12 protein-coding genes, 1 tRNA gene and 2 pseudogenes are annotated in these 18299 nt (G+C 70.3%); 13 read left to right on the forward strand and 2 right to left on the reverse strand.

From position 1 onward, the window contains the following. Positions 1 to 216 precede the first annotated feature (216 nt). From ABDJ40_RS20680 to ABDJ40_RS20690, 4 genes and pseudogenes are all read left to right on the forward strand, one after another. Positions 217 to 2472 (forward strand): sensor histidine kinase, encoded by a 2256-nt coding sequence (locus ABDJ40_RS20680; protein WP_347612498.1) that lies wholly within the window; start codon positions 217 to 219, stop codon positions 2470 to 2472. Between the two features lie 13 nt (positions 2473 to 2485). After that, a pseudogene (locus tag ABDJ40_RS24775) lies at positions 2486 to 2767 on the forward strand (response regulator); the annotation flags it as partial. A 243-nt stretch (positions 2768 to 3010) separates the two neighbouring features. Continuing rightward, a pseudogene (locus tag ABDJ40_RS24780) lies at positions 3011 to 3196 on the forward strand (helix-turn-helix domain-containing protein); the annotation flags it as partial. 65 nt (positions 3197 to 3261) lie between these two features. Next, positions 3262 to 3337 (forward strand) — tRNA-Phe (locus ABDJ40_RS20690). Between the two features lie 84 nt (positions 3338 to 3421). Here ABDJ40_RS20690 and ABDJ40_RS20695 read toward each other — a convergent pair. After that, positions 3422 to 3685, reverse strand: coding sequence for a hypothetical protein (locus ABDJ40_RS20695; protein ID WP_347612500.1), 264 nt, complete (start codon positions 3683 to 3685; stop codon positions 3422 to 3424). A 314-nt stretch (positions 3686 to 3999) separates the two neighbouring features. On the opposite strand from ABDJ40_RS20695, the gene ABDJ40_RS20700 reads away from it, so the two are divergent. The 9 genes from ABDJ40_RS20700 to ABDJ40_RS20740 all read left to right on the forward strand — a co-directional run bounded on the left by ABDJ40_RS20700 (position 4000) and on the right by ABDJ40_RS20740 (position 17516). Next, the gene (locus ABDJ40_RS20700; protein WP_347612502.1) at positions 4000 to 6156 is read left to right on the forward strand and encodes a diguanylate cyclase domain-containing protein; all 2157 of its coding nucleotides are present in this window, start codon (positions 4000 to 4002) and stop codon (positions 6154 to 6156) included. Between the two features lie 87 nt (positions 6157 to 6243). Then, the gene (locus tag ABDJ40_RS20705; protein ID WP_430765664.1) at positions 6244 to 7416 is read left to right on the forward strand and encodes a glycerophosphodiester phosphodiesterase; all 1173 of its coding nucleotides are present in this window, start codon (positions 6244 to 6246) and stop codon (positions 7414 to 7416) included. A 440-nt stretch (positions 7417 to 7856) separates the two neighbouring features. Then, positions 7857 to 8933, forward strand: a complete 1077-nt coding sequence (locus ABDJ40_RS20710) for a pre-peptidase C-terminal domain-containing protein (RefSeq protein ID WP_347612503.1) — start codon at positions 7857 to 7859, stop codon at positions 8931 to 8933. 112 nt (positions 8934 to 9045) lie between these two features. Continuing rightward, positions 9046 to 9459: a YkgJ family cysteine cluster protein gene (locus ABDJ40_RS20715; protein ID WP_347612504.1), complete on the forward strand. Its 414-nt coding sequence runs from the start codon at positions 9046 to 9048 to the stop codon at positions 9457 to 9459. Positions 9460 to 9730: 271 nt separating this feature from the next. Further along, positions 9731 to 11365 carry a methyl-accepting chemotaxis protein gene (locus ABDJ40_RS20720; protein ID WP_347612506.1) on the forward strand — a complete coding sequence of 545 codons (1635 nt, stop codon included), beginning with the start codon at positions 9731 to 9733 and terminating at the stop codon, positions 11363 to 11365. A gap of 71 nt (positions 11366 to 11436) precedes the next feature. Further along, positions 11437 to 14187, forward strand: a complete 2751-nt coding sequence (locus ABDJ40_RS20725; protein WP_347612508.1) for a patatin-like phospholipase family protein — start codon at positions 11437 to 11439, stop codon at positions 14185 to 14187. A 108-nt stretch (positions 14188 to 14295) separates the two neighbouring features. Next, complete coding sequence (locus ABDJ40_RS20730; RefSeq protein WP_269631112.1) at positions 14296 to 15597, forward strand: UDP-N-acetylglucosamine 1-carboxyvinyltransferase; 1302 nt, start codon at positions 14296 to 14298, stop codon at positions 15595 to 15597. Positions 15598 to 15666: 69 nt separating this feature from the next. Continuing rightward, positions 15667 to 16590: a hypothetical protein gene (locus tag ABDJ40_RS20735; protein WP_347612510.1), complete on the forward strand. Its 924-nt coding sequence runs from the start codon at positions 15667 to 15669 to the stop codon at positions 16588 to 16590. Next, positions 16587 to 17516: a pseudouridine synthase gene (locus tag ABDJ40_RS20740; protein WP_347612511.1), complete on the forward strand. Its 930-nt coding sequence runs from the start codon at positions 16587 to 16589 to the stop codon at positions 17514 to 17516. The genes ABDJ40_RS20735 and ABDJ40_RS20740 overlap by 4 nt, the downstream gene beginning before the upstream one ends. On the opposite strand, the gene ABDJ40_RS20745 is transcribed toward ABDJ40_RS20740, so the two are convergent. After that, on the reverse strand, positions 17483 to 18298 hold the full coding sequence (locus ABDJ40_RS20745) for an endonuclease (protein ID WP_347612512.1): 816 nt from the start codon (positions 18296 to 18298) through the stop codon (positions 17483 to 17485). The two genes, ABDJ40_RS20740 and ABDJ40_RS20745, sit on opposite strands and share 34 nt — an antisense overlap. Position 18299 lies beyond the last annotated feature (1 nt).

Here is an 18299-nt window from a genome sequence, read left to right on the forward strand (position 1 = left end):
CGCCCGGCCGCCCGAAGGCGCTCATTCCCGCCTGGCGGGACAGCACGCAGTGCGAAGGGTGCCCCAAGTGCCCGCCGCCCGGCCGCCCGAAGGCGCTCATTCCCGCCTGGCGGGACAGCACGCAGTGCGAAGGGTGCCCCAAGTGCCCGCCGCCCGGCCGCCCGAAGGCGCTCATTCCCGCCTGGCGGGACAGCACGCCCTGCGAAAGGTGCTCCCGTGAGCCGTGTGAGGCGCTGGGCCTGGCTGGTCTCGCTGCTGGCCGTCGCCGGGGCGGCCGGCCTGCTGGCCTTCCTGCTCTCCATCGGCGCCACCGCCGAGCGCGGCTTCTTCGAGCGGCACTACGGCTGGCTGTTCTGGCTGAACGTGGGCGTGGCGCTGATGCTGGCCACCGTGATCATCAGTGCCGGCGTGCGCCTGGTGCTGCGCGTGCGGCGTGGCAAGTTCGGCAGCCGCCTGCTGCTGAAGCTGGCCGGCATCTTCGCCCTGGTGGGTGTGGTGCCCGGCGTGCTGATCTACACCGTGTCCTACCAGTTCGTGAACCGTTCCATCGAGAGCTGGTTCGACGTGCGCCTGGCCAGTGCGCTGGAGTCCGGCCTCAAGCTGGGACAGGGCACGCTGGACGGCCTGGTCAACGAGCTGGGCGCCAAGACCAAGAACGCTGCCGAACGGCTGGGCGAGCAGGGCGGCAACCCGCCCATGACCCTGGCCCTGGAGCGCCTGCGTGACCAGCTCTCGGCCCGTTCCGTGAGCCTGCTGGGGGCCAACGGCCAGCCCCTGGTCGTGGTGGGTGGCGCCGAGAACCCCGCCCTGACGCTCAGCCGCACCAGCAGCAACCTGCTGCGCGACGCCCGCCGCCAGGGCGTGATCAGCAAGATCGAGGGCCTGGAGGACGAGGCCAAGGCGCTGGAGGGGCAGGCCCGCATCCGTGCCCTGGCCCTGGTCCCCAGCAATGACTTCAGCCTGGGCGCCAGCGACCGCTACCTGATGGTGGTGCAGGGCCTGCCGGGCTCGGTGCTGGCCAATGCGCTGGCCGTGCAGAATGCCAATGTCGAGTACCAGCAGCGCTCGCTGGAGCGCGACGGCATGCGCCAGATGTACCTGGGCACCCTGACCCTGGTGCTGATCCTGGCTACGTTCGCCGCGCTGCTGCTCGCCGTGACCCTGGGTGACCAGCTGGCCCAGCCCCTGCTGCTGCTGGCCGACGGCATGCGCCAGGTGGCCCAGGGCGATCTCACGGCCAAGCCCACCATGGCCTCGCGTGACGAGCTGGGCGGCCTGACCCGCAGCTTCGCCGACATGACCCAGCAGCTGGCCGACGCCCGCCACATGGTCGAGCAGAGCGTGACCCAGCTCGAGAGCGCCCGCACCCATCTGCAGACCATCCTGGACAACCTCACCGCGGGCGTGATCGGCTTCGATGCCCGCGGCGGCATGGACACCATCAACCCTGGCGCCACCCGCATCCTGCGCCTGCCGCTGTCGGCCTACCAGGGCCAGCGCATGGAGGCCGTGCCGGAGCTGCAGGAGTTCGCGGCCGAGGTCGCCCAGCGCTTCGCCAGCAGCGAGGATGCCGACGGTACCTGGCAGGACAGCTTCGAGCTCAAGCTGCCCGGCAAGGAGGCCCTCAACCTGCTCGTGCGCGGTGCCAGCCTGCCCGAGGGTGAGCGCCTGATCGTGTTCGACGACATCTCCGAGGTGGTCTCCGCCCAGCGCTCGGCCGCCTGGAGCGAGGTCGCACGGCGCCTGGCCCACGAGATCAAGAACCCGCTGACCCCCATCCAGCTGTCCGCCGAGCGTCTGCAGCACAAGCTGGAGGCCAAGCTGGAAGGGCCCGATCAGGCCATGCTGGTGCGCTCGGTGGGCACCATCGTCAACCAGGTGCAGGCGATGAAGCAGCTCGTCAACGAGTTCCGCGACTACGCCCGCCTGCCCGCCGCCCAGCTCAAGCCGCTGGACCTCAATGCCCTGGTGGGCGAGGTGCTGATGCTCTACGTCTCGGCCCAGGAAGCGGGCTGTCTGCAGGCCGAGCTGAGCCCCGAGCTGCCCCTGATCGTGGGTGACGCCACCCAGCTGCGCCAGGTCATCCACAACCTCGTGCAGAACGCCCTGGATGCAGTTGCTGATCGAGAGCAAGGGCATGTGCGGGTACGCACGCTCAAATCCGTCGGCGACACTGGCGAGCTGCGTGGCTTGCGCCTCGTGATCTCGGACAACGGTCCCGGCTTTGCGGAGAAGGTCCTCAAGAGGGCCTTCGAGCCTTACGTGACCACCAAGTCCAAGGGCACGGGTCTCGGTCTTGCCGTGGTCAAGAAGATCGCCGATGAGCATGGGGCGCGGATCCGCCTCAGCAATCTGCATCCTGACGGCGACGAGTCCCTGCCGCCGAACGGCGCGCAAGTTTCGTTATCATTTTCAAAACTCGCGACTGCACCGAGCCCGGCCGAGCCGAGCGAAGCTCCCGGGGCCGCGTGAACAGTAGGCATACATGGCAACCATTCTTGTTGTTGACGACGAACTGGGCATCCGCGCCCTGTTGTCTGAAATCCTGACCGACGAAGGTCACACCATCGAGCTGGCCGAGAACGCTGGCCAGGCGCGCGCCGTGCGCGAGCGCATGCGGCCCGACCTCGTGCTGCTGGACATCTGGATGCCCGACGTCGACGGCGTCACCCTGCTCAAGGAGTGGGGCAGCAGCGGCCAGCTGACCATGCCTGTGATCATGATGAGCGGCCACGGCACCATCGACACCGCGGTGGAAGCCACCAAGTTCGGCGCCATTGCCTTCCTGGAAAAGCCCATCACCTTGCAGAAGCTGCTGCGCGCCGTCGAGCAGGCCCTGGTGAAGACCGCCCCGCGTCCCGCTGCGCCGCCGCCCGGCCTGCCCAGCTATGCCGCGCGCCCCGAACTGCCCCTGCATGCCCACAGCGCCGTGATGAGCCACGGCGTCCACAGCGTCGCCCCGGCCATCGCCCCCGTGCAGGCCCTGGCCTCCGAGCAGCTGTTCGAACTGGACCGTCCCCTGCGCGAGGCCCGCGACGCCTTCGAGAAGAGCTACTTCGAGTTCCACCTGGCCAAGGAGAACGGCTCCATGACCCGCGTGGCCGAGAAGACCGGCTTGGAGCGCACCCACCTGTACCGCAAGCTGAAGCAGCTGGGCGTCGATCTTTCAAGAAACAAGCGCAACAGCCAAATTTAGTGTTATAGTCATGGTCTTCGCTGATCACTGCGCCGCAAGACGCAGGCGGTCGGGAAGAAAAAAATGGCCAAGTAGCTCAGTTGGTAGAGCAGCGGATTGAAAATCCGCGTGTCGGTGGTTCGATTCCGCCCTTGGCCACCAGAATTCGCAGAAGCCCGACCAGTGATGGTTGGGCTTTTTGCTTTCTGGCGCGGACCGAAAACCTGCGCGCCCGCGGCCGCGGGCTCAGCGGCCGCGGGCCGGCGGCGCTTCCCGGGTGACGATCTCCTGTCGCTTGTACTGCACCACGCCCTGCCAGGCGGAGCCCGCCACGCTGAGCAGGATCAGCAGGGCGAAGGCCTGCAGCTTGGTGATGCGGGGCATCTGCCAGATCGGCACGACGGCATGGTTCCAGCAGACCGCGAACACCCAGCAAAGAAGGTAGACGGCCAGCACCACCAGCACGGCCGGGCCGAAGCCCATGGCCAGACTGCTCCATTCCATGTTCATTGAGTCCTCCCGGCTCTGCCGCCGTCTCCCTTGTGTCGTCTCTTGTGGGCCGTGGCGCGCCGGATCGCCTCCGGGCCGCCCGGCCGGCGCGAAGTGTGCCATGGGGATGTGCACCTCGGCCCATCCCCTAAAATCGGGGGGCTGACAGCCAACCGTCAGCGCCGGTGCCCACATTGCGGCCCATGCATTCATGCGCGATCAGGGCATGAGGCCGGCGCGGGCCGTGGCGCTCCTCGGGAGTGCTCAGGTCGCCGGCAGCGTCAGGAAAACAGGGTAGCCCGGGTGTCAACGCAACGCCCAAGTTGGGGATCGCAATGGACGTGACCGCGCAGCGGCACCACGCCTTTTCTGGGCCGCCGGGCCTGCTGCTGCTCGCACGTCTGTGCTGCGTGGCCCTGGGCTACTACCTGACGGCCCGCATGGGCCTGCTGATCCCGTATGTGGGCACCCATGTGTCGCTGTTCTGGCTGCCCACCGGCCTTGCGGTCGCGGCCTACTACCGCTGGGGCGACCGCATGGCCCTGGCTGTGCTGGGGGCGGCCTTCCTGGCCAATCTGGAACTGGGCGGGCCGCTATGGGCGGCCGCGGGCATCGCGCTGGGCAATGCCGTCGGGCCCTGGCTGAGCAAGCAGGTGCTGCTGCGCCTGGACTTCGACGCCACCCTGGGCCGCCGCCGCGACCTGGGCGTCTACCTGCTCGCCGTGGCGCTGGGCATGCTGGTGAGTGCCAGCAATGGCACGCTGTGCCTGCTGGAGAGCGGCCTGCTGGCGCCCGGGCAGTGGCTCTCGGCCTGGACCACCTGGTGGACGGGCGACGCCGTGGGCGCGCTGCTGGGCGGCATCCCCCTGATCACGCTGAGTGTCAGCGCCCTTCGCCAGGGCTTTGGAGGGCGCCGCGGCGCGCTCAACCTGCTGCTGCTGGGCGTGGTGCTGGGCTGCGGCTTGCTGAGTTTCACGCCCTGGGTCACGCCGCATCCCGGCCTGGCCTTCCCCTTGCTGGCCCTGCCTCTGTTCCTGATGGCCCTGCTCGCGCTGCGGGCGGGGGTGATGGTGGCCTCGCTGGCCGTGCTGCTGCTGTCCGGCACGGCAGCCTGGGGCACCGCCAATGGCGCCGGTCCCTTCGCCTCGCAGGATGCGCACCTGGGCCTGCTGGCCCTGTGGAGCTACATCACGGCGCAGGCCTGCACCAGCGTGCTGATCTGCGGGCTCGTGGCCGAGCTGCTGGCCAGCCGCCGCCAGCAGCAGGCCCTGTTCCAGCATGCGCAGCAGGGCATCCTGCTGGTCGAACCGGATGGCCGCCTGAGCGCCTTCAATCCGGCCGCCGTGCGGCTCCTGGACCTGGACGCCGGCCTGCATGCCGGCCGTCCCCTGGCCGAGCTGCCGGCGGGCACGGGGCCGCAGCTGCAGGCCTGGCTGCAGGTCAATGGGGCCCTGCCGCAGGTCTCCCAGCAGCCCTACCTGAGTATCGTCACCTGTCTGGGCCGGCGCGTGGAGCTGGAGGCCCAGACCGCCCGCTACCGCGATGCACGAGGGCGCTGGCAGACCCAACTGATGCTGCGTGACGTCACCGAGCGCCGCCAGGCCGAGGAGGCGCTGCGCCAGAGCGAGCAGCGCATGCGCAGCATTGCGGACCGCCTGCCCATGCGCGTGGGCTATGTCGACCGCGAGCAGCACTTCCGCTTCATGAACCTGGCCTTCGAGCGGGACTTCGGCCGCCCGCGCAGCGCGATGCTGGGCTGCACGATCCAGGAAGTGATCGGCCCGGCCGCCCATGCCCAGGCCGCGAGCTCCATCGAGCGCGTGCTGGCGGGCGAGACGGTCACCCTGGATGCCGAGAAGACCACGCAGGAAGGCTATCAATGCGAGCGCCTGACCTTCGTTCCGCAGTTCGCGGAGGATGGCCGCACCGTGCTGGGTTTCGTGACCATGGTGGTCGACAACACGGCCCAGAAGCTGGAGGAGCGCCGCCTGATCGAGCTGAGCCTGTCGGACCCGCTGACCGGCCTGCTGAACCGGGCCGGCTTCGACCAGCGCCTGCAGGAGGCTCTGGAGCGGTCCGGCGCGCGTCCGGGCTGCATGGCGCTGCTGCTGCTGGACATCGACGGCTTCAAGGGCGTGAATGACCGCCTGGGCCACCCGGCGGGCGACCTGCTGCTGCGCGGCTTTGCCGGCCGCCTGGCCCGCACGCTGCGCAGCGCGGACGTCATCGCACGGCCGGGGGGCGACGAGTTCGCGGTGATCGTGGAGGGACTGCCGGACGAGCCGACCGCGGCCCGCATCGCCGGCAACCTCGTCGAGGCCATGCGCGCACCGTTCGTGCTGGAGACGCATGCCGTGTGCATCAGCACCAGCATCGGCGTGGCCGTGCATGGCGGCGCCGTGCCCGTGCAGGCCGCCGAGCTGCTCAAGCGGGCCGACCAGCGTCTCTATGCGGCCAAGGCCGCGGGGCGGGATCGTTACGTCGCGCATTGAGGCCGGCGCGGCGGAGCGACCGGGCGCCTGCATCAAGCTGTCATCTGCCGCTGCGATGCTCCCGGGCCTGTCTCCCTGGAGTTCCGCATGCAGAATCCTTCGCCTCTTCTCGGTCGCCTGATGCCTCTGGCCGGCCTTCTTGTCGCCACCCTGGCCGCCTGCGGCGGCAGTGCCTCCGAGCCTCAGGCGTGGCCGCCGGCCTCCGCCGTGATCGCCCACCGCGGCGCCTCGGCCCTGCGCCCCGAGCACACGCTGGCGGCCTACCAGAAGGCCATCGACGACGGCGCGGACATCATCGAGCCCGACCTCGTCTCCACCAAGGACGGCGTGCTGGTGGCCCGGCATGAGAACGCCATCGCCATCCTCAACGCCGATGGCAGCGTCAAGGAAGCCACCAGCAACGTGGTCGACAAGCCCGAGTTCAAGGACCGGCTGCGGACCAAGAGCATCGACGGCGTCAGCATCCGCGGCTGGTTCACCGAGGACTTCACCCTGGCCGAGCTGAAGACGCTGCGGGCTCGCGAGCGCATCCCTGCCATCCGCCCGGCCAATGTGGCCTACAACGACCAGTTCGAGATCCCGACGCTGCAGGAGGTCATCGAGCTGGCCAAGGCGCAGTCGGCCGCCAAGGGCCGCACCATCGGCATCATTCCCGAGACCAAGCACCCGAGCTACTTCCAGTCCATCGGCCTGCCCCTGGAGCCGGCCCTGCTGGCCGTGCTGGACAAGAACGGCTGGAACCACCGCGATGCGCCGGTGATCGTGCAGTCCTTCGAGGTGGCCAATCTCAAGGCCATCGCCCAGAAGAGCACGGTGCGCCTGGTCCAGCTGATCAACAGCAGCGGCCGGCCCTGGGACTTCATGCAGGAAGGCGCGGCCAACACGCGCGGCTATGCCGACATGGTCACCGCCGACGGTCTCAAGGAGATCGCGCGCTACGCCTACGCCGTGGGCCCCTACAAGGAATGGGTGATCCCCCAGACCCGCGACGCCAAGGGCGTGGTCACCGGCCTGGGCCAGGCCACCTCCTTCGCCCGCGATGCCCACGCCGCCGGGCTCAAGATCACCATCTGGACCCTGCGCCCGGAGAACGCCTTCCTGCCCACCAGCCTGCAGGGCACGCCCGGCAGCGATGCCACGGCACGCGGCAACAGCGTGGCCGAGATCCGCGCCTACCTGGACGCCGGCGTCGATGGCTTCTTCACCGACGACTCTTCCGTGGGGCGGCAGGCGGTGCAGGGCTGGAAGCCCGCGAACTGAGCGCCAGGACCCGCCCGAGCTTCTGGAAGGAGCGGTAACAACGCGTTAGTTACGTGAGTCGTGGTTCGAAGTCCCGCAAACCGGCTGCATCAAGCGTCATGGATGGTGCCAGATAGATACCTTTTTGAGGCCGGTAATGGGCCATAACGGCACAAGTGGTTCGCAAGTGGACTGGTTTTGCCGGATGCTGGCAGGGCGCTGATCGCCCAGCATGGTGGCACCGCAGGGCCTGAAGGCGCTTCCCTACCCGGGGCCGCCGGGTCGGCACTGCGGTGCAGGACCGACCTCGCGCGGGCTGCCCGGGCGACGGCCGCGCCTGGGATGGGCTGGCGTGATGCAGGCCTGCGGTGCCTTCCATCCCAACCCCGCCCGGCCCACTTTCGCCTCTGCCTCACAAGGTGCACAGGTCTTCGGGCCCGGGCACTCTTGAAAGGTGATCCATGACCAAGTCATCCCAAGCCCCCCGCCGCCAAGCCCTGCAGCTCATGGGCGCGGCGTCCGTTCTCGCCCTCTCCGGGCGCGAGGCCGCCAGCGGCGAGCTGCTCTACGGCGCGGCGGCGGCGGCCTGCCGCAACGACATCGAGTCCACCGCCGGGCCCTACCCCAACATCGACCCCCTGGAGCGGCGCGACCTGCGCGCCAACTCGCGCGGCAACACCAGCCTCAAGCCCGGTGCGCCGCTGACGCTCAGGATACGCGTCCATGACATCGAGAACGCCTGCGCCCCCATCCCGGGCGCCGTGGTGGACATCTGGGGCGCCGACGCCGTCGGTACCTATGCCGGCTATGCGCCCTTCAACACCGTGGGCCAGGACTTCTGCCGCGGCTACCAGCGCACGGACGCCAACGGGCAGGCCGAGTTCCTGACCCTGTTCCCCGGCAGCTACACGGGCCGCGCCCTGCACATCCACTTCTCCATCCAGAGTCAGGCCCGCAACCTGCGGCCCAACGACGACGGGCGCAACCTGCCCAATGTGTTCGTGGCCCAGCTCTACTTCGCGGCCAGCACGGCCGATGAGGTCTTCGCCAGCAATCCCATCTATCAGCAGGGCGCGCGGCGCACACCCAATGAGGCGGACAGCATCTACCTCAGCGACGGCGGCAGCACCTACATCGTCACGGTCACCAAGACGGCCAGCGGCTATGTGGGCGAGATCGACGTGGGCGTGAAGAAGGCCGCCATCGGCATGGGCACGCCCTCCACCGAGGTGCCGCTGACGTCCGGCGTGCCGGTGGCGGTGAGCCTGGCCGCCAAGCAGACGCGGCTCTACAGCATCAAGCCGGCGGCCGGCGCTCGCCAGCTGCAGCTGCGCCTCAGCGGCGGCACGGGGGATGGCGACCTGTTCCTGCGGGCCAACGCCGCGCCCACGCCCACGCTCTACGACCGCAAGTCCGACGGACCCACGAACGCCGAGAGCATCACCCTGACGCCGCTCGCAGCGGGTGCCAAGTACTACGTGCTGGTGCAGGCTTACGCCGCGGTCTCGGGCGCCAGCCTGGTGGCCACGGTGAGTTGACGCCTCCGGTGATTTGACGCGATGAGCAGGGATCCAGGGCCGCCCGCCCCGATGCGAAGGACGGGCGGCACGCTAGGATGCCGGGCTTTCCCTTCTTTGCCCGACCCCTGTCATGAGATCGTCCATCCACATCGTCGACGTCGACCGCACGGAGACCTGGACGCGCTACCGCAAGGGCCTGTGCGACAGCTGCGCCGCCAACTGCTGCACCATGCCCGTGGAGGCCCGCCTGGCCGACCTGGTGCGGCTGGGCCTGGTCGATGCCTTCGAGGCCGAGCACGAGGCCCCCAAGCAGATCGCCAAGCGCCTGAGCAAGGCGGGGTTGATCGAGCATTTCAGCTTCAAGCACGGCATCTTCCAGCTGGCCCGCCGCGCCGGCGGGGACTGCCAGTTCCTGGACGCCCGGACCCGGCGCTGCACGGTGTATGAGCGCCGCCCCGACATCTGCCGCAAGCACCCGCAGGTCGGACCGCGGCCCGGCCACTGCCCCTATGGCGCGCGCCGGGAACCGGCTGCGGCGGACTGAAGCTGCGGACTGAAGCTGCGAACTGAAGCTGCGAACTGAAGCTGCCGCCTGGCACCTGCGGATTTTCAGCGGGTTTCGGCGTCAAAGCCTGCAGCGCCATGTCCTACGAAGCCGGCTGGTGATCGCTTGCGGCCCTGCATCAGCTGCGTTACAAGACCGCACAAGGGCCGCAGAGCCTGGGTGTCATTCAGGCCTGGCGGCTGTACGCGTCGAGGGTGAAACACGGCGCAGCGGCTGTCCTGCCTGACCAATCTTCAGGAAGGACAGCGCCGTGCGCAACAACCAACCGGTCACCGACCGCGAGTACCTCTTCCCGCCCGGGCAGAACCTGGTATCAACCACGGATCTTCAGGGGCGCATCCTCTACTGCAATCCGGCCTTCATCGAGGTCAGCGGCTTCGAGCGTGACGAGTTGCTGGGCCAGCCCCACAACATGATCCGTCACCCCGACATGCCGCCGGAGGCCTTCCGGGACATGTGGGAGACCATCGCCAGCGGCCATCCCTGGTCCGGCCTGGTCAAGAACCGCCGCAAGAACGGCGACCACTACTGGGTGATGGCCAATGTGACGCCGTTGATGGAGGGCTCGCGCGTGGCCGGCTACATGTCGGTGCGAACGGAGCCCGGGCGCGAGCACGTGCGGGCCGCCGAAGCCGTCTACCGCCAGCTGCGCCAGGAGGCGGAGCAGGGCAGGCCGCTGCACCGCCTGCGCCGCGGGCAACTGGAGCGCGTTGACGTCCTGGGGCGGCTGCTCGCGCGGCTGCGGCCCGGCCCGCAGAGTGCGCTGGCCGGCCTCTTCCTGCTGCAGGCCCTGGTGCTGGCCCTGGTGTTTCCGCTGGGCAGCGCCTGGGCCTTGGCGGCTGGTGTGCTGAGCGCGCTGGCCGGTGGATGGCTGGCCCGGCGACTGCTGAGCGGCCCGGTGGATGCGCTGCTGCCCTTCGCCAACCGCATGGCCGCGGGCGACCTGACGCAGAGCCTGGGCCGCGAGCAGCGCGGCCACAGCGGGCGGCTGGCGCTGGCGATGAACCAGCTCAATGTGAACCTGCAGTCGGTGGTGCGAGACGCGCGCACCGAAGCCCACAAGATGCAGGCCGCCACCTCTGACATCGCCACGGGCAATCTGGAGCTGTCGCAGCGCACGGAGTCGCAGGCCAGCAGCCTGCAGCAGACGGCGGCCTCCATGGAGCAGATCACCGGCACCGTGCGCCAGACCACGGCCTCGGCCCACCAGGCCAGCGAGCTCGCCCGCGAGGCCAGCGCCGTGGCCGCCAACGGGCAGGCCGCGGTGGACGAGGTCTCGCGCACCATGGACGCCATCCGCCTGTCGTCCAGCAAGATGGCCGACATCATCCAGGTCATCGACACCATTGCTTTCCAGACCAACATCCTGGCCCTCAATGCCGCGGTGGAGGCGGCGAGGGCGGGGGACTCGGGTCGCGGCTTTGCCGTGGTGGCCAGCGAGGTGCGAGCCCTGGCGCAGCGCTCGGCCACGGCGGCGCGGGAGATCAAGTCCCTCATCGAGGCTTCGTCCTCCGACGTGGAAGCCGGCCATCGCCACGCGGGGCAGGCGCAGCAGACCATGCGGGGTGCGGTCGAGTCCGTGCAGCGGGTCGCCGCGCTGATCAGCGGCATCGAGCGCGCCGCCACCGAGCAGCTGGACGGCATCTCGCAGGTCAACTCCGCCGTTGCCAGCCTGGACATCATCACGCAGCAGAACGCCGCCCTGGTGGAGCAGATCGCCGCGGCAGCCGCGGCCCTCAAGGACCAGGCGGATACCGTCAGCGACACGGTGGGCATCTTCAAGCTGGATCGCCAGCTGGAGGCCGCCGAGGCACCGGATGCCGTGGCCCTGCGCAAGGCGGCCAAGGCCCGGCGCCAGGGGCTGCAGGTGCGGGCGGCGGGCTGAGCGGGCGCGGTGTGAAGGGCGTGGCGTGAAGGGCGCCTGGCGGCAGCCCCGAGGCCGTACAGTCGCCCCTCATGCAAGTCGACCGCCCAGAACTTCCTGACCGCCTGGACCCGCAGCCCGCGCCGCCCGGCGGCGGCCGGCGCGAGAAGCTCGGCCTGGCCCTGGCAGGCGGCGGCTTCCGGGCCAGTCTCTTCCATGTGGGCGTGCTGCGCTACCTGGCCCGGGCTGATCTGCTGCGGCATGTGGAGGTGCTCTCCACGGTGTCCGGGGGCAGTCTGGTCGGCGCGCTGTACGTGCTGCAGCTGAAGCAGGTCCTGGAAGCCCGGGATGCCCTGCAGCCGGGGAGCGCACCCCTGCGGCTGGAGGCGGACGACTACGTGTGCATCGTCGACGAGGTGGAGGTGCGCATCCGCGAGATCGTGCGCCAGAACCTGCGTATGCGCCTGCTGCTCAACGTGGGGCGATGGGTGGGCATCAGCCTGGGCCTGGCCTCGCTGGGCCGGCACTTTGCGCGCTACCTGGACGCACAGCTGTTCGGGCACGTCTGCTGCCGGCTCCATCGGCAGGCCGCTGCCGCCCGCCAGGTGCCCAGCGGCGGCCCGGACGGACCCTTCGCGGACTTCATCACCCGGCGGCCTCCCTGGAGCCCGCCGCGCCTGAGCCTGCGGGCGCTGCGCCTGTGCGCGGGGCGGGTCGATGCCCACGGCGGCACGGAGAACTACAACCGCGCGGCCCTGTGGAGCCAGGCGCCCGGTGCGCAGCCGGCCTCCGCCGTCACCCGCCTGATCCTGAACACCACCTCGCTGAACTCCAGCGGGCGCTTCTGGTTCTCCCATGCGGAGTTCGGCGAGTGGTATCTGGGCTATGTGCGCCAGGCCGACATCCGGGCCGACCTGTGGCCGCGCAAGTGGCTGCAGCAGGAAGCGCCGTCGCTGGGCAGCGCGCAGGCGTCACCCGAGCAGGTCGATCCGGTGCTGGACGCACTGTCGCAGGCCTACTGCAAGGAGTTCCGCGTGGCCGCCCTGCCGGAGGAGGCGCAGCTCAGGGCGCAGATGCGCGAACGCTGGCCGCTGCTGTGCTGGTGGCGCGGGACCGAGCCGCAGCTGCAATGGCAGCGCCTGCTGCCCCTGCAGGCGCGCCTGGCGTCCTGCCAGCTGGGCGCAGCCGGCGCGGGCGTGAAGCCCAAGACCGTGCCGATGTTGGCGACCCTGCTGCGGGACATCGAGATGGGCCGCGCCCGGCAGCTCAAGAACTTCGCCTGGCTGCTGCGCGTCGGGCGGCATGGCATCCAGGGCGGCCCCGCCGTGCGCGACGGCATGAGCGACCTGCAGCTGGTGGCGGGCTTTGTGGAGTCACTCAAGGCGGTGGACGACGGCTGGCTGGCGGCGCTGGGCCTGGCGCCTGGTGCCGGGGCCACGGCGATGCTGCAGGGCGGGGCCGAGGCGCCCCTGCACGACTGGGCCGATGCGCTGCTGCTGCTGGTGATCGAGGTCTACCAGTGCCGCTGCGCCGAGTTCATGTCGCCCCATGTGTGGCGGGACTGGCAGGACATGCCGCTGTCGGAGGCGGTGGCGGCCTCGGCCTCCTTCCCGCCGGTGTTTCCGCCCCATGTGCTGTCGACCCTGGTGGACGATCGCAAGATCCGCGCGCTGGGGCTCACCGATGGCGGGGTGTTCGACAACCTGGGCAGCACCGCCTTGCTGGACGAGCAGTGCACCATGATCATCGCCAGCGATCCGGGCGGGGTCTTCGACACCCGCGCCCGCGAGGTGTCCGTGGGCCGCATCGGCCTCATGGGCCGCCTGGTGGAGCTGCTGAGCGAGCGGCCCAACCAGCTGTTCCGCCATGAGCTGCGCGAACGCCGCCGCATGGGCGAGGCCTTCGAGGCTTTCGCTGCCGGCACCCTGGGGGCCGACGCCGCGCAGTTCGTGGAGGCCCGCTCCCTGACGGCCCTGAGCACGTTCCGGATCGCCCCCACGGAGGATCTCAACAGGCCGGGCAGCCGCGGCCAGCTCCTGTCGGCCATCCGCACGGACCTCGACGTCTTTGCCCAGCTCGAGCAGGATGCCCTGATCCAGCAGGGCGAGCGCCAGGCCGAGCGGCACCTGCAGCGGCGCTTCGCCCCGGAGGCCGGCAGGCCCTTGCAAGTGGGGCAGCGTCCGCTGCCGGACCTGCCCGGGCTGACGGCCGGGGAGCAGGCGGTGCTGGCCGTTGCCCGCCACCGCTTCTGGCGCCTGGCGCGCCTCGCGCCGCTTTCCTGCCTGCTGCTGCTGGGGCTGCTGATGGCCGCGGCCTGGCATTGGCCCTGGCCGGCGGCTCTGGGGGCCGCCTGGGAGGCGCTCTGGCGCGGGCTGTCCTGCCTGCCGCAGGGGCCGGGTCTGCTGAGCGCGGCGGCGCTGTCCAGGCTGTGGGCCCTGCTGGGGGCCTGGCACTACCTGCCTCTGCTGGCGCTGCCGGCCCTGCCGCTGGCCTGGCTGGTCTTGCGGCGCTGGCTGGCGGAGCCGGGCTTGTGGCGGACGGGGCTTGGCGCGCTGAACCGGTGGCTGCGCAAGTCAGCCCTGGCGCGGGGCCTGCGGACCTGCCATGCGCAGCTCCTGCGGTGGTCCGTGGGACGCTGGCTGTTCGGGCAGAGCCGGGCCACCTGGCGGCGGCGCCTGCGTCATGTCAGGAGCCTGTTCGTGTACGGGCTGGGCCTGCTGCTGCTGCCTGGCGTGCTGGGCTCGCTGTGGATGATCATGCCGCTGCTGTTCGCCCTGGTGCTGGCAGGCGTCGGCGTGCTGTCCCTGGGGACCAGCTGGCTGTACCGGCGCGTGGCGCGCTGAGGGGCGTGCCGGAAGCGGCATTGCCCCGCTGCGCCAGCCTTTGCGGCCGATCCGGGATAATCGGCCCGTCCCCCATTCCAGGGGCCCGACCCTCTCGCTGCAGCATCCATGTCGAATCTGATTGTTCACGGCGGTACCCCGCTGGCTGGCCGCATCATCCCCTCGGCCAACAAGAACGCCATCCTGCCCATCCTCTGTGCCACCCTCCTCACCGCCGAGCCTGTGCGTCTGAGGGGCATCACCGAGATCACCGATGTCAAGAAGATCCTCGAAGTCTTCAGGAAGCTGGGCAGCACGGTCGAGGTCGACTACAAGACCGGCATCCTGGACGTGCATCACCGGGACACCCACTTCGACGCTGCGACCGACCGCCTGCCCGAGGAGATGCGCTCGTCCATCATGCTGGTGCCCGGCCTGATGGCGCGCTTCGGCGCGGCCCGCATCGAGGACGACGTCAAGGGCTGCACCCTGGGCGCCCGCGAGATCGACCCGCATGTGGAGGTCTTCGAGCGCTTCGGCGCTAGCGTGCAGCGCCTGAGCGACGGCCTGCTGCTGAGCGTGGACCGCCCGCTCAAGGGCAATGACCACTGGACGGACTACGCCTCCGTCACCACCACCGAGAACTTCGTGCTCTGCGCCGCGCTGGCGCAGGGCACCTCCACGCTGATGAACGCGGCCTCGGAGCCGCACGTGCAGGAGTTCTGCGCCTTCATGCAGATGCTGGGGGCCAAGATCGAGGGCCTGGGCACCTCGCGCCTCAAGATCACGGGCGTCGAGCGCCTGGGCGGCGGAGACTTCAGCTTTGCCGAAGACTTCCACGAGATCGTGACCTTCCTGGCCCTGGGCGCCATCACCGGCGGTGACGTCCAGGTGAAGAACTCCCAGCCCGAGCAGTTCCCCCTGATCGACCGCACCTTCGCCAAGTTCGGCGTGCACATCGAACACAAGGACGGCTGGTCGCGCGCCCTCACGCAGGGCCCGCTGAAGGTCAAGGAGCCCTTCACCCGCAACATCCTGCAGAAGGTCGAGGCGGCGCCCTGGCCCTACCTGCCGGTGGACCTGCTGCCCATCTTCGTGGCCCTGGGCGTCAAGGCCGAGGGCAGCGTGATGTTCTGGAACAAGATCTACGACGGCGCCATGGGCTGGACCTCGGAGCTGTCCAAGTTCGGCGCGCATGCCTTCCTGTCGGACCCGCACCGCATGGTCACCTTCGGCGGCAAGCCCCTGCATGCGGCCGAGGTGGAGAGCCCCTACATCATCCGCGTGGCCATCGCCCTGCTGATGGTGGCGGCGTCCATCCCTGGGCGCTCGGTGATCCGCAATGCCACACCCATCCGGCGCGCGCACCCGCATTTCGTCGAGAACATCTGCACGCTCGGCGCCCGTATCGAATGGGTGGACGGGGACTGAGCCGCTGCCACGCCCCCCGTGCCCTGATACTGCGGCGCATTCCCTGCTGTCCGAACGCTGCACCGGCCCATGGCCCTGTTCCCGTCGTCCCTGCTGTCGAGCCTGGCGCTGAGCCTGGCCCTGCTGCCCTGCGCGGCGCGGGCGGCTGAGCCGCTGCCGACCCTGCATTGGCTGGTGCAGGACGTGCCACCGCACTTCAGCTACATGCGGCCCGGCCAGGTGCCGCAGACGGTGGAGGACATCGGGCAGGGCGAGCTCGACGGCTTCCTGCGCATCCTCGTGAGGCGCATGCCCCAGTACCGGCATGTGCTGGTCGAGATGCCCTTCACCCGCTTCGAGCTCCAGGCGCGCCAGGGGCAGACCCTGTGCTCCGTCCTGCATGTGAAGACGCCGGAGCGCCTGGGCTGGCTCTGGTTCAGCCACCTCTATCCGCCGCTGTTCTCGCGCCAGCTCCATGTGGTCGTGCACAAGGACCGCCTGGCGCAGTTCGAGACCGCCGTCACCGGCCAGCCCCTCCAGCTGGCGGACCTGCTGCAGCGCCAGGACCTGGTCGGCCTGCTGCCGCGCGACCGCGCCTTCGGCCCCCGCATCGACGCCCTGCTGAAGCAGGCCGGCGATGGCGCGCCGCGCACCGTGGTGCCCAACCGCAACATGCACCTGCTGCACATGCTGCGGGCGCGGCGCATGGACTTCACGCTGGAGTACCCCTCGGTCGTGGACGAGTTCCTGCGCCTCAACGGCGGGGACGACCTGGTCAAGCTGCCCCTGGCCGAGGGCCGCAGCACGCAGCTGGCCACCGTCGCCTGCACCCGCAGCGCCGAGGGCCGGCAGCAGATCGAGGCCATCGACGCCGCCGTGCGCCGCCTGGCCCAGGAGAAGGACCGCGACGCCTGGCTGCGCAGCTGGCGCCGCGAGCCGCTGGACGAGCAGGACCGCCAGCGCGTCAACCGCTACATGGACGAGCGGGCCCGCGGCGGCCCCATCATCGAGTGAGCCGCCCGCCCAAGCTCGCCCTGCCCATGCGCGAGGGCGTCAGTGCCTCGGCCCTGGCCTGCCCGCCGGGGGACTGGCCGCTGCTGCTGGACTTCCTGGCCCAGCGGCTGTCCCTGGTCAGCAGGGACGACTGGGCCGGGCGCATGGCCGGCGGCGAGGTGCTGGGGCCGCAGGGTCAGGTCTTGCCTCCGGAAGCGCCCTATCGCGCCGGGCAGCGCATCTACTACTACCGCCGGGTGGCCCACGAGACGCCCGTGCCCTTCGAGGAGCAGCTGGTCCATGTGGACGAGCTGCTCGTGGTGGCCGACAAGCCGCATTTCCTCTCCGTGACGCCCAAGGGCCGCCATGTGCAGCAGACCCTGCTGACCCGGCTCAAGCGGCGGCTGGGCCTGCAAGACCTGACCCCCGTCCACCGCCTGGACCGCGAGACCGCCGGCCTGACCGTGTTCTGCGTGCAGCCCGCGCATCGCGACGCCTACCAGCGCCTCTTTCGCGAGCGCAGCGTGGACAAGGTCTACGAGGCCGTGGCCGCCGCCCCGCCGTCCGGCCTCGAGCTGCCCCTGCGCTACCGCAGCCGGCTCGTGGAGCGCGAGGGCGAGGCCTTCATGCAGATGGGCGAGGTGCCTGGCGAGCCCAATGCCGAGACCGTGATCCGCTGCCTGCGCCTGCTGGATGCGGGGCGGGCCCTGTACGAGCTGCGCCCGCTGACGGGCCAGAAGCACCAGCTGCGGGCGCAGATGTGCGCGCTGGGCCTGCCGCTGGCGGGCGATCGCATCTACCCGGTGCTGCAGCCGCCGCGTGAAGACTTCGACGAGCCCCTGCAGCTGCTGGCCCGGTCCATCGCTTTCGTCGATCCCGTCAGCGGGGCGCCGCGTGCCTTCCGCTCGGAGCGTCAGCTGGCGCTGGCCAGCAGCAGCTCGGCCTGACCGCTCAGCAGCGGGCCGACGAGGATGCGGTAGCCGTCGAGGTCGAAGGGCGGTGGCGCGTGGCCCGCCGGCAGCTGCAGCGCCCGGCCCTCCACCGTGCCCAGGTAGGCCCAGTGCTGCAGCACATGGGTCTGGACCCAGTCGCCCGCGCGTTCCACCAGGCCCACGGCGCCGTCGAAGGGCCAGGCCTGCACCTGCCACTGCGCGAGGGCGGCCCGCAGGCGATCGGCATGCTGATCCTCGGGCTCCTGGCCGCCGCACAGCGCACACCGGCCCAGCTGGCGCGCAAAGCAGCCGCGTGCCGAGGCGGGCTCCAGGCCCAGGCGAGCCAGGCACAGCTCCTGCGCCTCGGCGAGGCCGCGCAGCGCCTGCTGGGCCGCATGGCCGGAGCTGTACAGGCCGAACAGGCCCGGGCTGCGGGCGAAGTCCTGGTCCCGCGAATGCACGAGGCGCAGCACGGGGGCGGACGAGACCATCGCCCAGGCGCACAGCGAGCGGCTGCGGCGCAGGCGCTTGTTGAACAGCGGCTGCTGCGCCTTCACCCAGCGCGATTCCAGCAGCAGCGCGCCCACCTCGCCCGCCGTGCGCTGCCAGCTGACGCGGCAGGCCTGCGCCAGCATCCGTGCCTCGGCCGGCTCGCGCAGATGGGCCAGCACGCGCGAGCGGATGTTGACGCTCTTGCCGATGTACAGGGGCAGGGCGCCTTCGCCATGGAAGACATAGACCCCGCAGGCGGCGGGCAGCTCGGCCAGGTTGGCCTCGGGAATGTGGTGCGTGGGCATG

The sequence above is a fragment of the Roseateles flavus genome (assembly GCF_039872765.1).
Classification (GTDB): domain Bacteria; phylum Pseudomonadota; class Gammaproteobacteria; order Burkholderiales; family Burkholderiaceae_C; genus Roseateles_B; species Roseateles_B flavus.

What these genes read in the sequence shown, in the direction of transcription:
- ABDJ40_RS20705 (WP_430765664.1), top strand. Translation starts at nt 6,244, where the DNA reads ATGCAGAATCCTTCGCCTCTTCTCGGTCGCCTGATGCCTCTGGCCGGC.
- ABDJ40_RS20710 (WP_347612503.1), top strand. Translation starts at nt 7,857, where the DNA reads ATGACCAAGTCATCCCAAGCCCCCCGCCGCCAAGCCCTGCAGCTCATG.
- ABDJ40_RS20745 (WP_347612512.1), bottom strand. Translation starts at nt 18,298, where the DNA reads ATGCCCACGCACCACATTCCCGAGGCCAACCTGGCCGAGCTGCCCGCC.
- ABDJ40_RS20715 (WP_347612504.1), top strand. Translation starts at nt 9,046, where the DNA reads ATGAGATCGTCCATCCACATCGTCGACGTCGACCGCACGGAGACCTGG.
- ABDJ40_RS20700 (WP_347612502.1), top strand. Translation starts at nt 4,000, where the DNA reads ATGGACGTGACCGCGCAGCGGCACCACGCCTTTTCTGGGCCGCCGGGC.
- ABDJ40_RS20725 (WP_347612508.1), top strand. Translation starts at nt 11,437, where the DNA reads ATGCAAGTCGACCGCCCAGAACTTCCTGACCGCCTGGACCCGCAGCCC.
- ABDJ40_RS20695 (WP_347612500.1), bottom strand. Translation starts at nt 3,685, where the DNA reads ATGAACATGGAATGGAGCAGTCTGGCCATGGGCTTCGGCCCGGCCGTG.
- ABDJ40_RS20735 (WP_347612510.1), top strand. Translation starts at nt 15,667, where the DNA reads ATGGCCCTGTTCCCGTCGTCCCTGCTGTCGAGCCTGGCGCTGAGCCTG.
- ABDJ40_RS20730 (WP_269631112.1), top strand. Translation starts at nt 14,296, where the DNA reads ATGTCGAATCTGATTGTTCACGGCGGTACCCCGCTGGCTGGCCGCATC.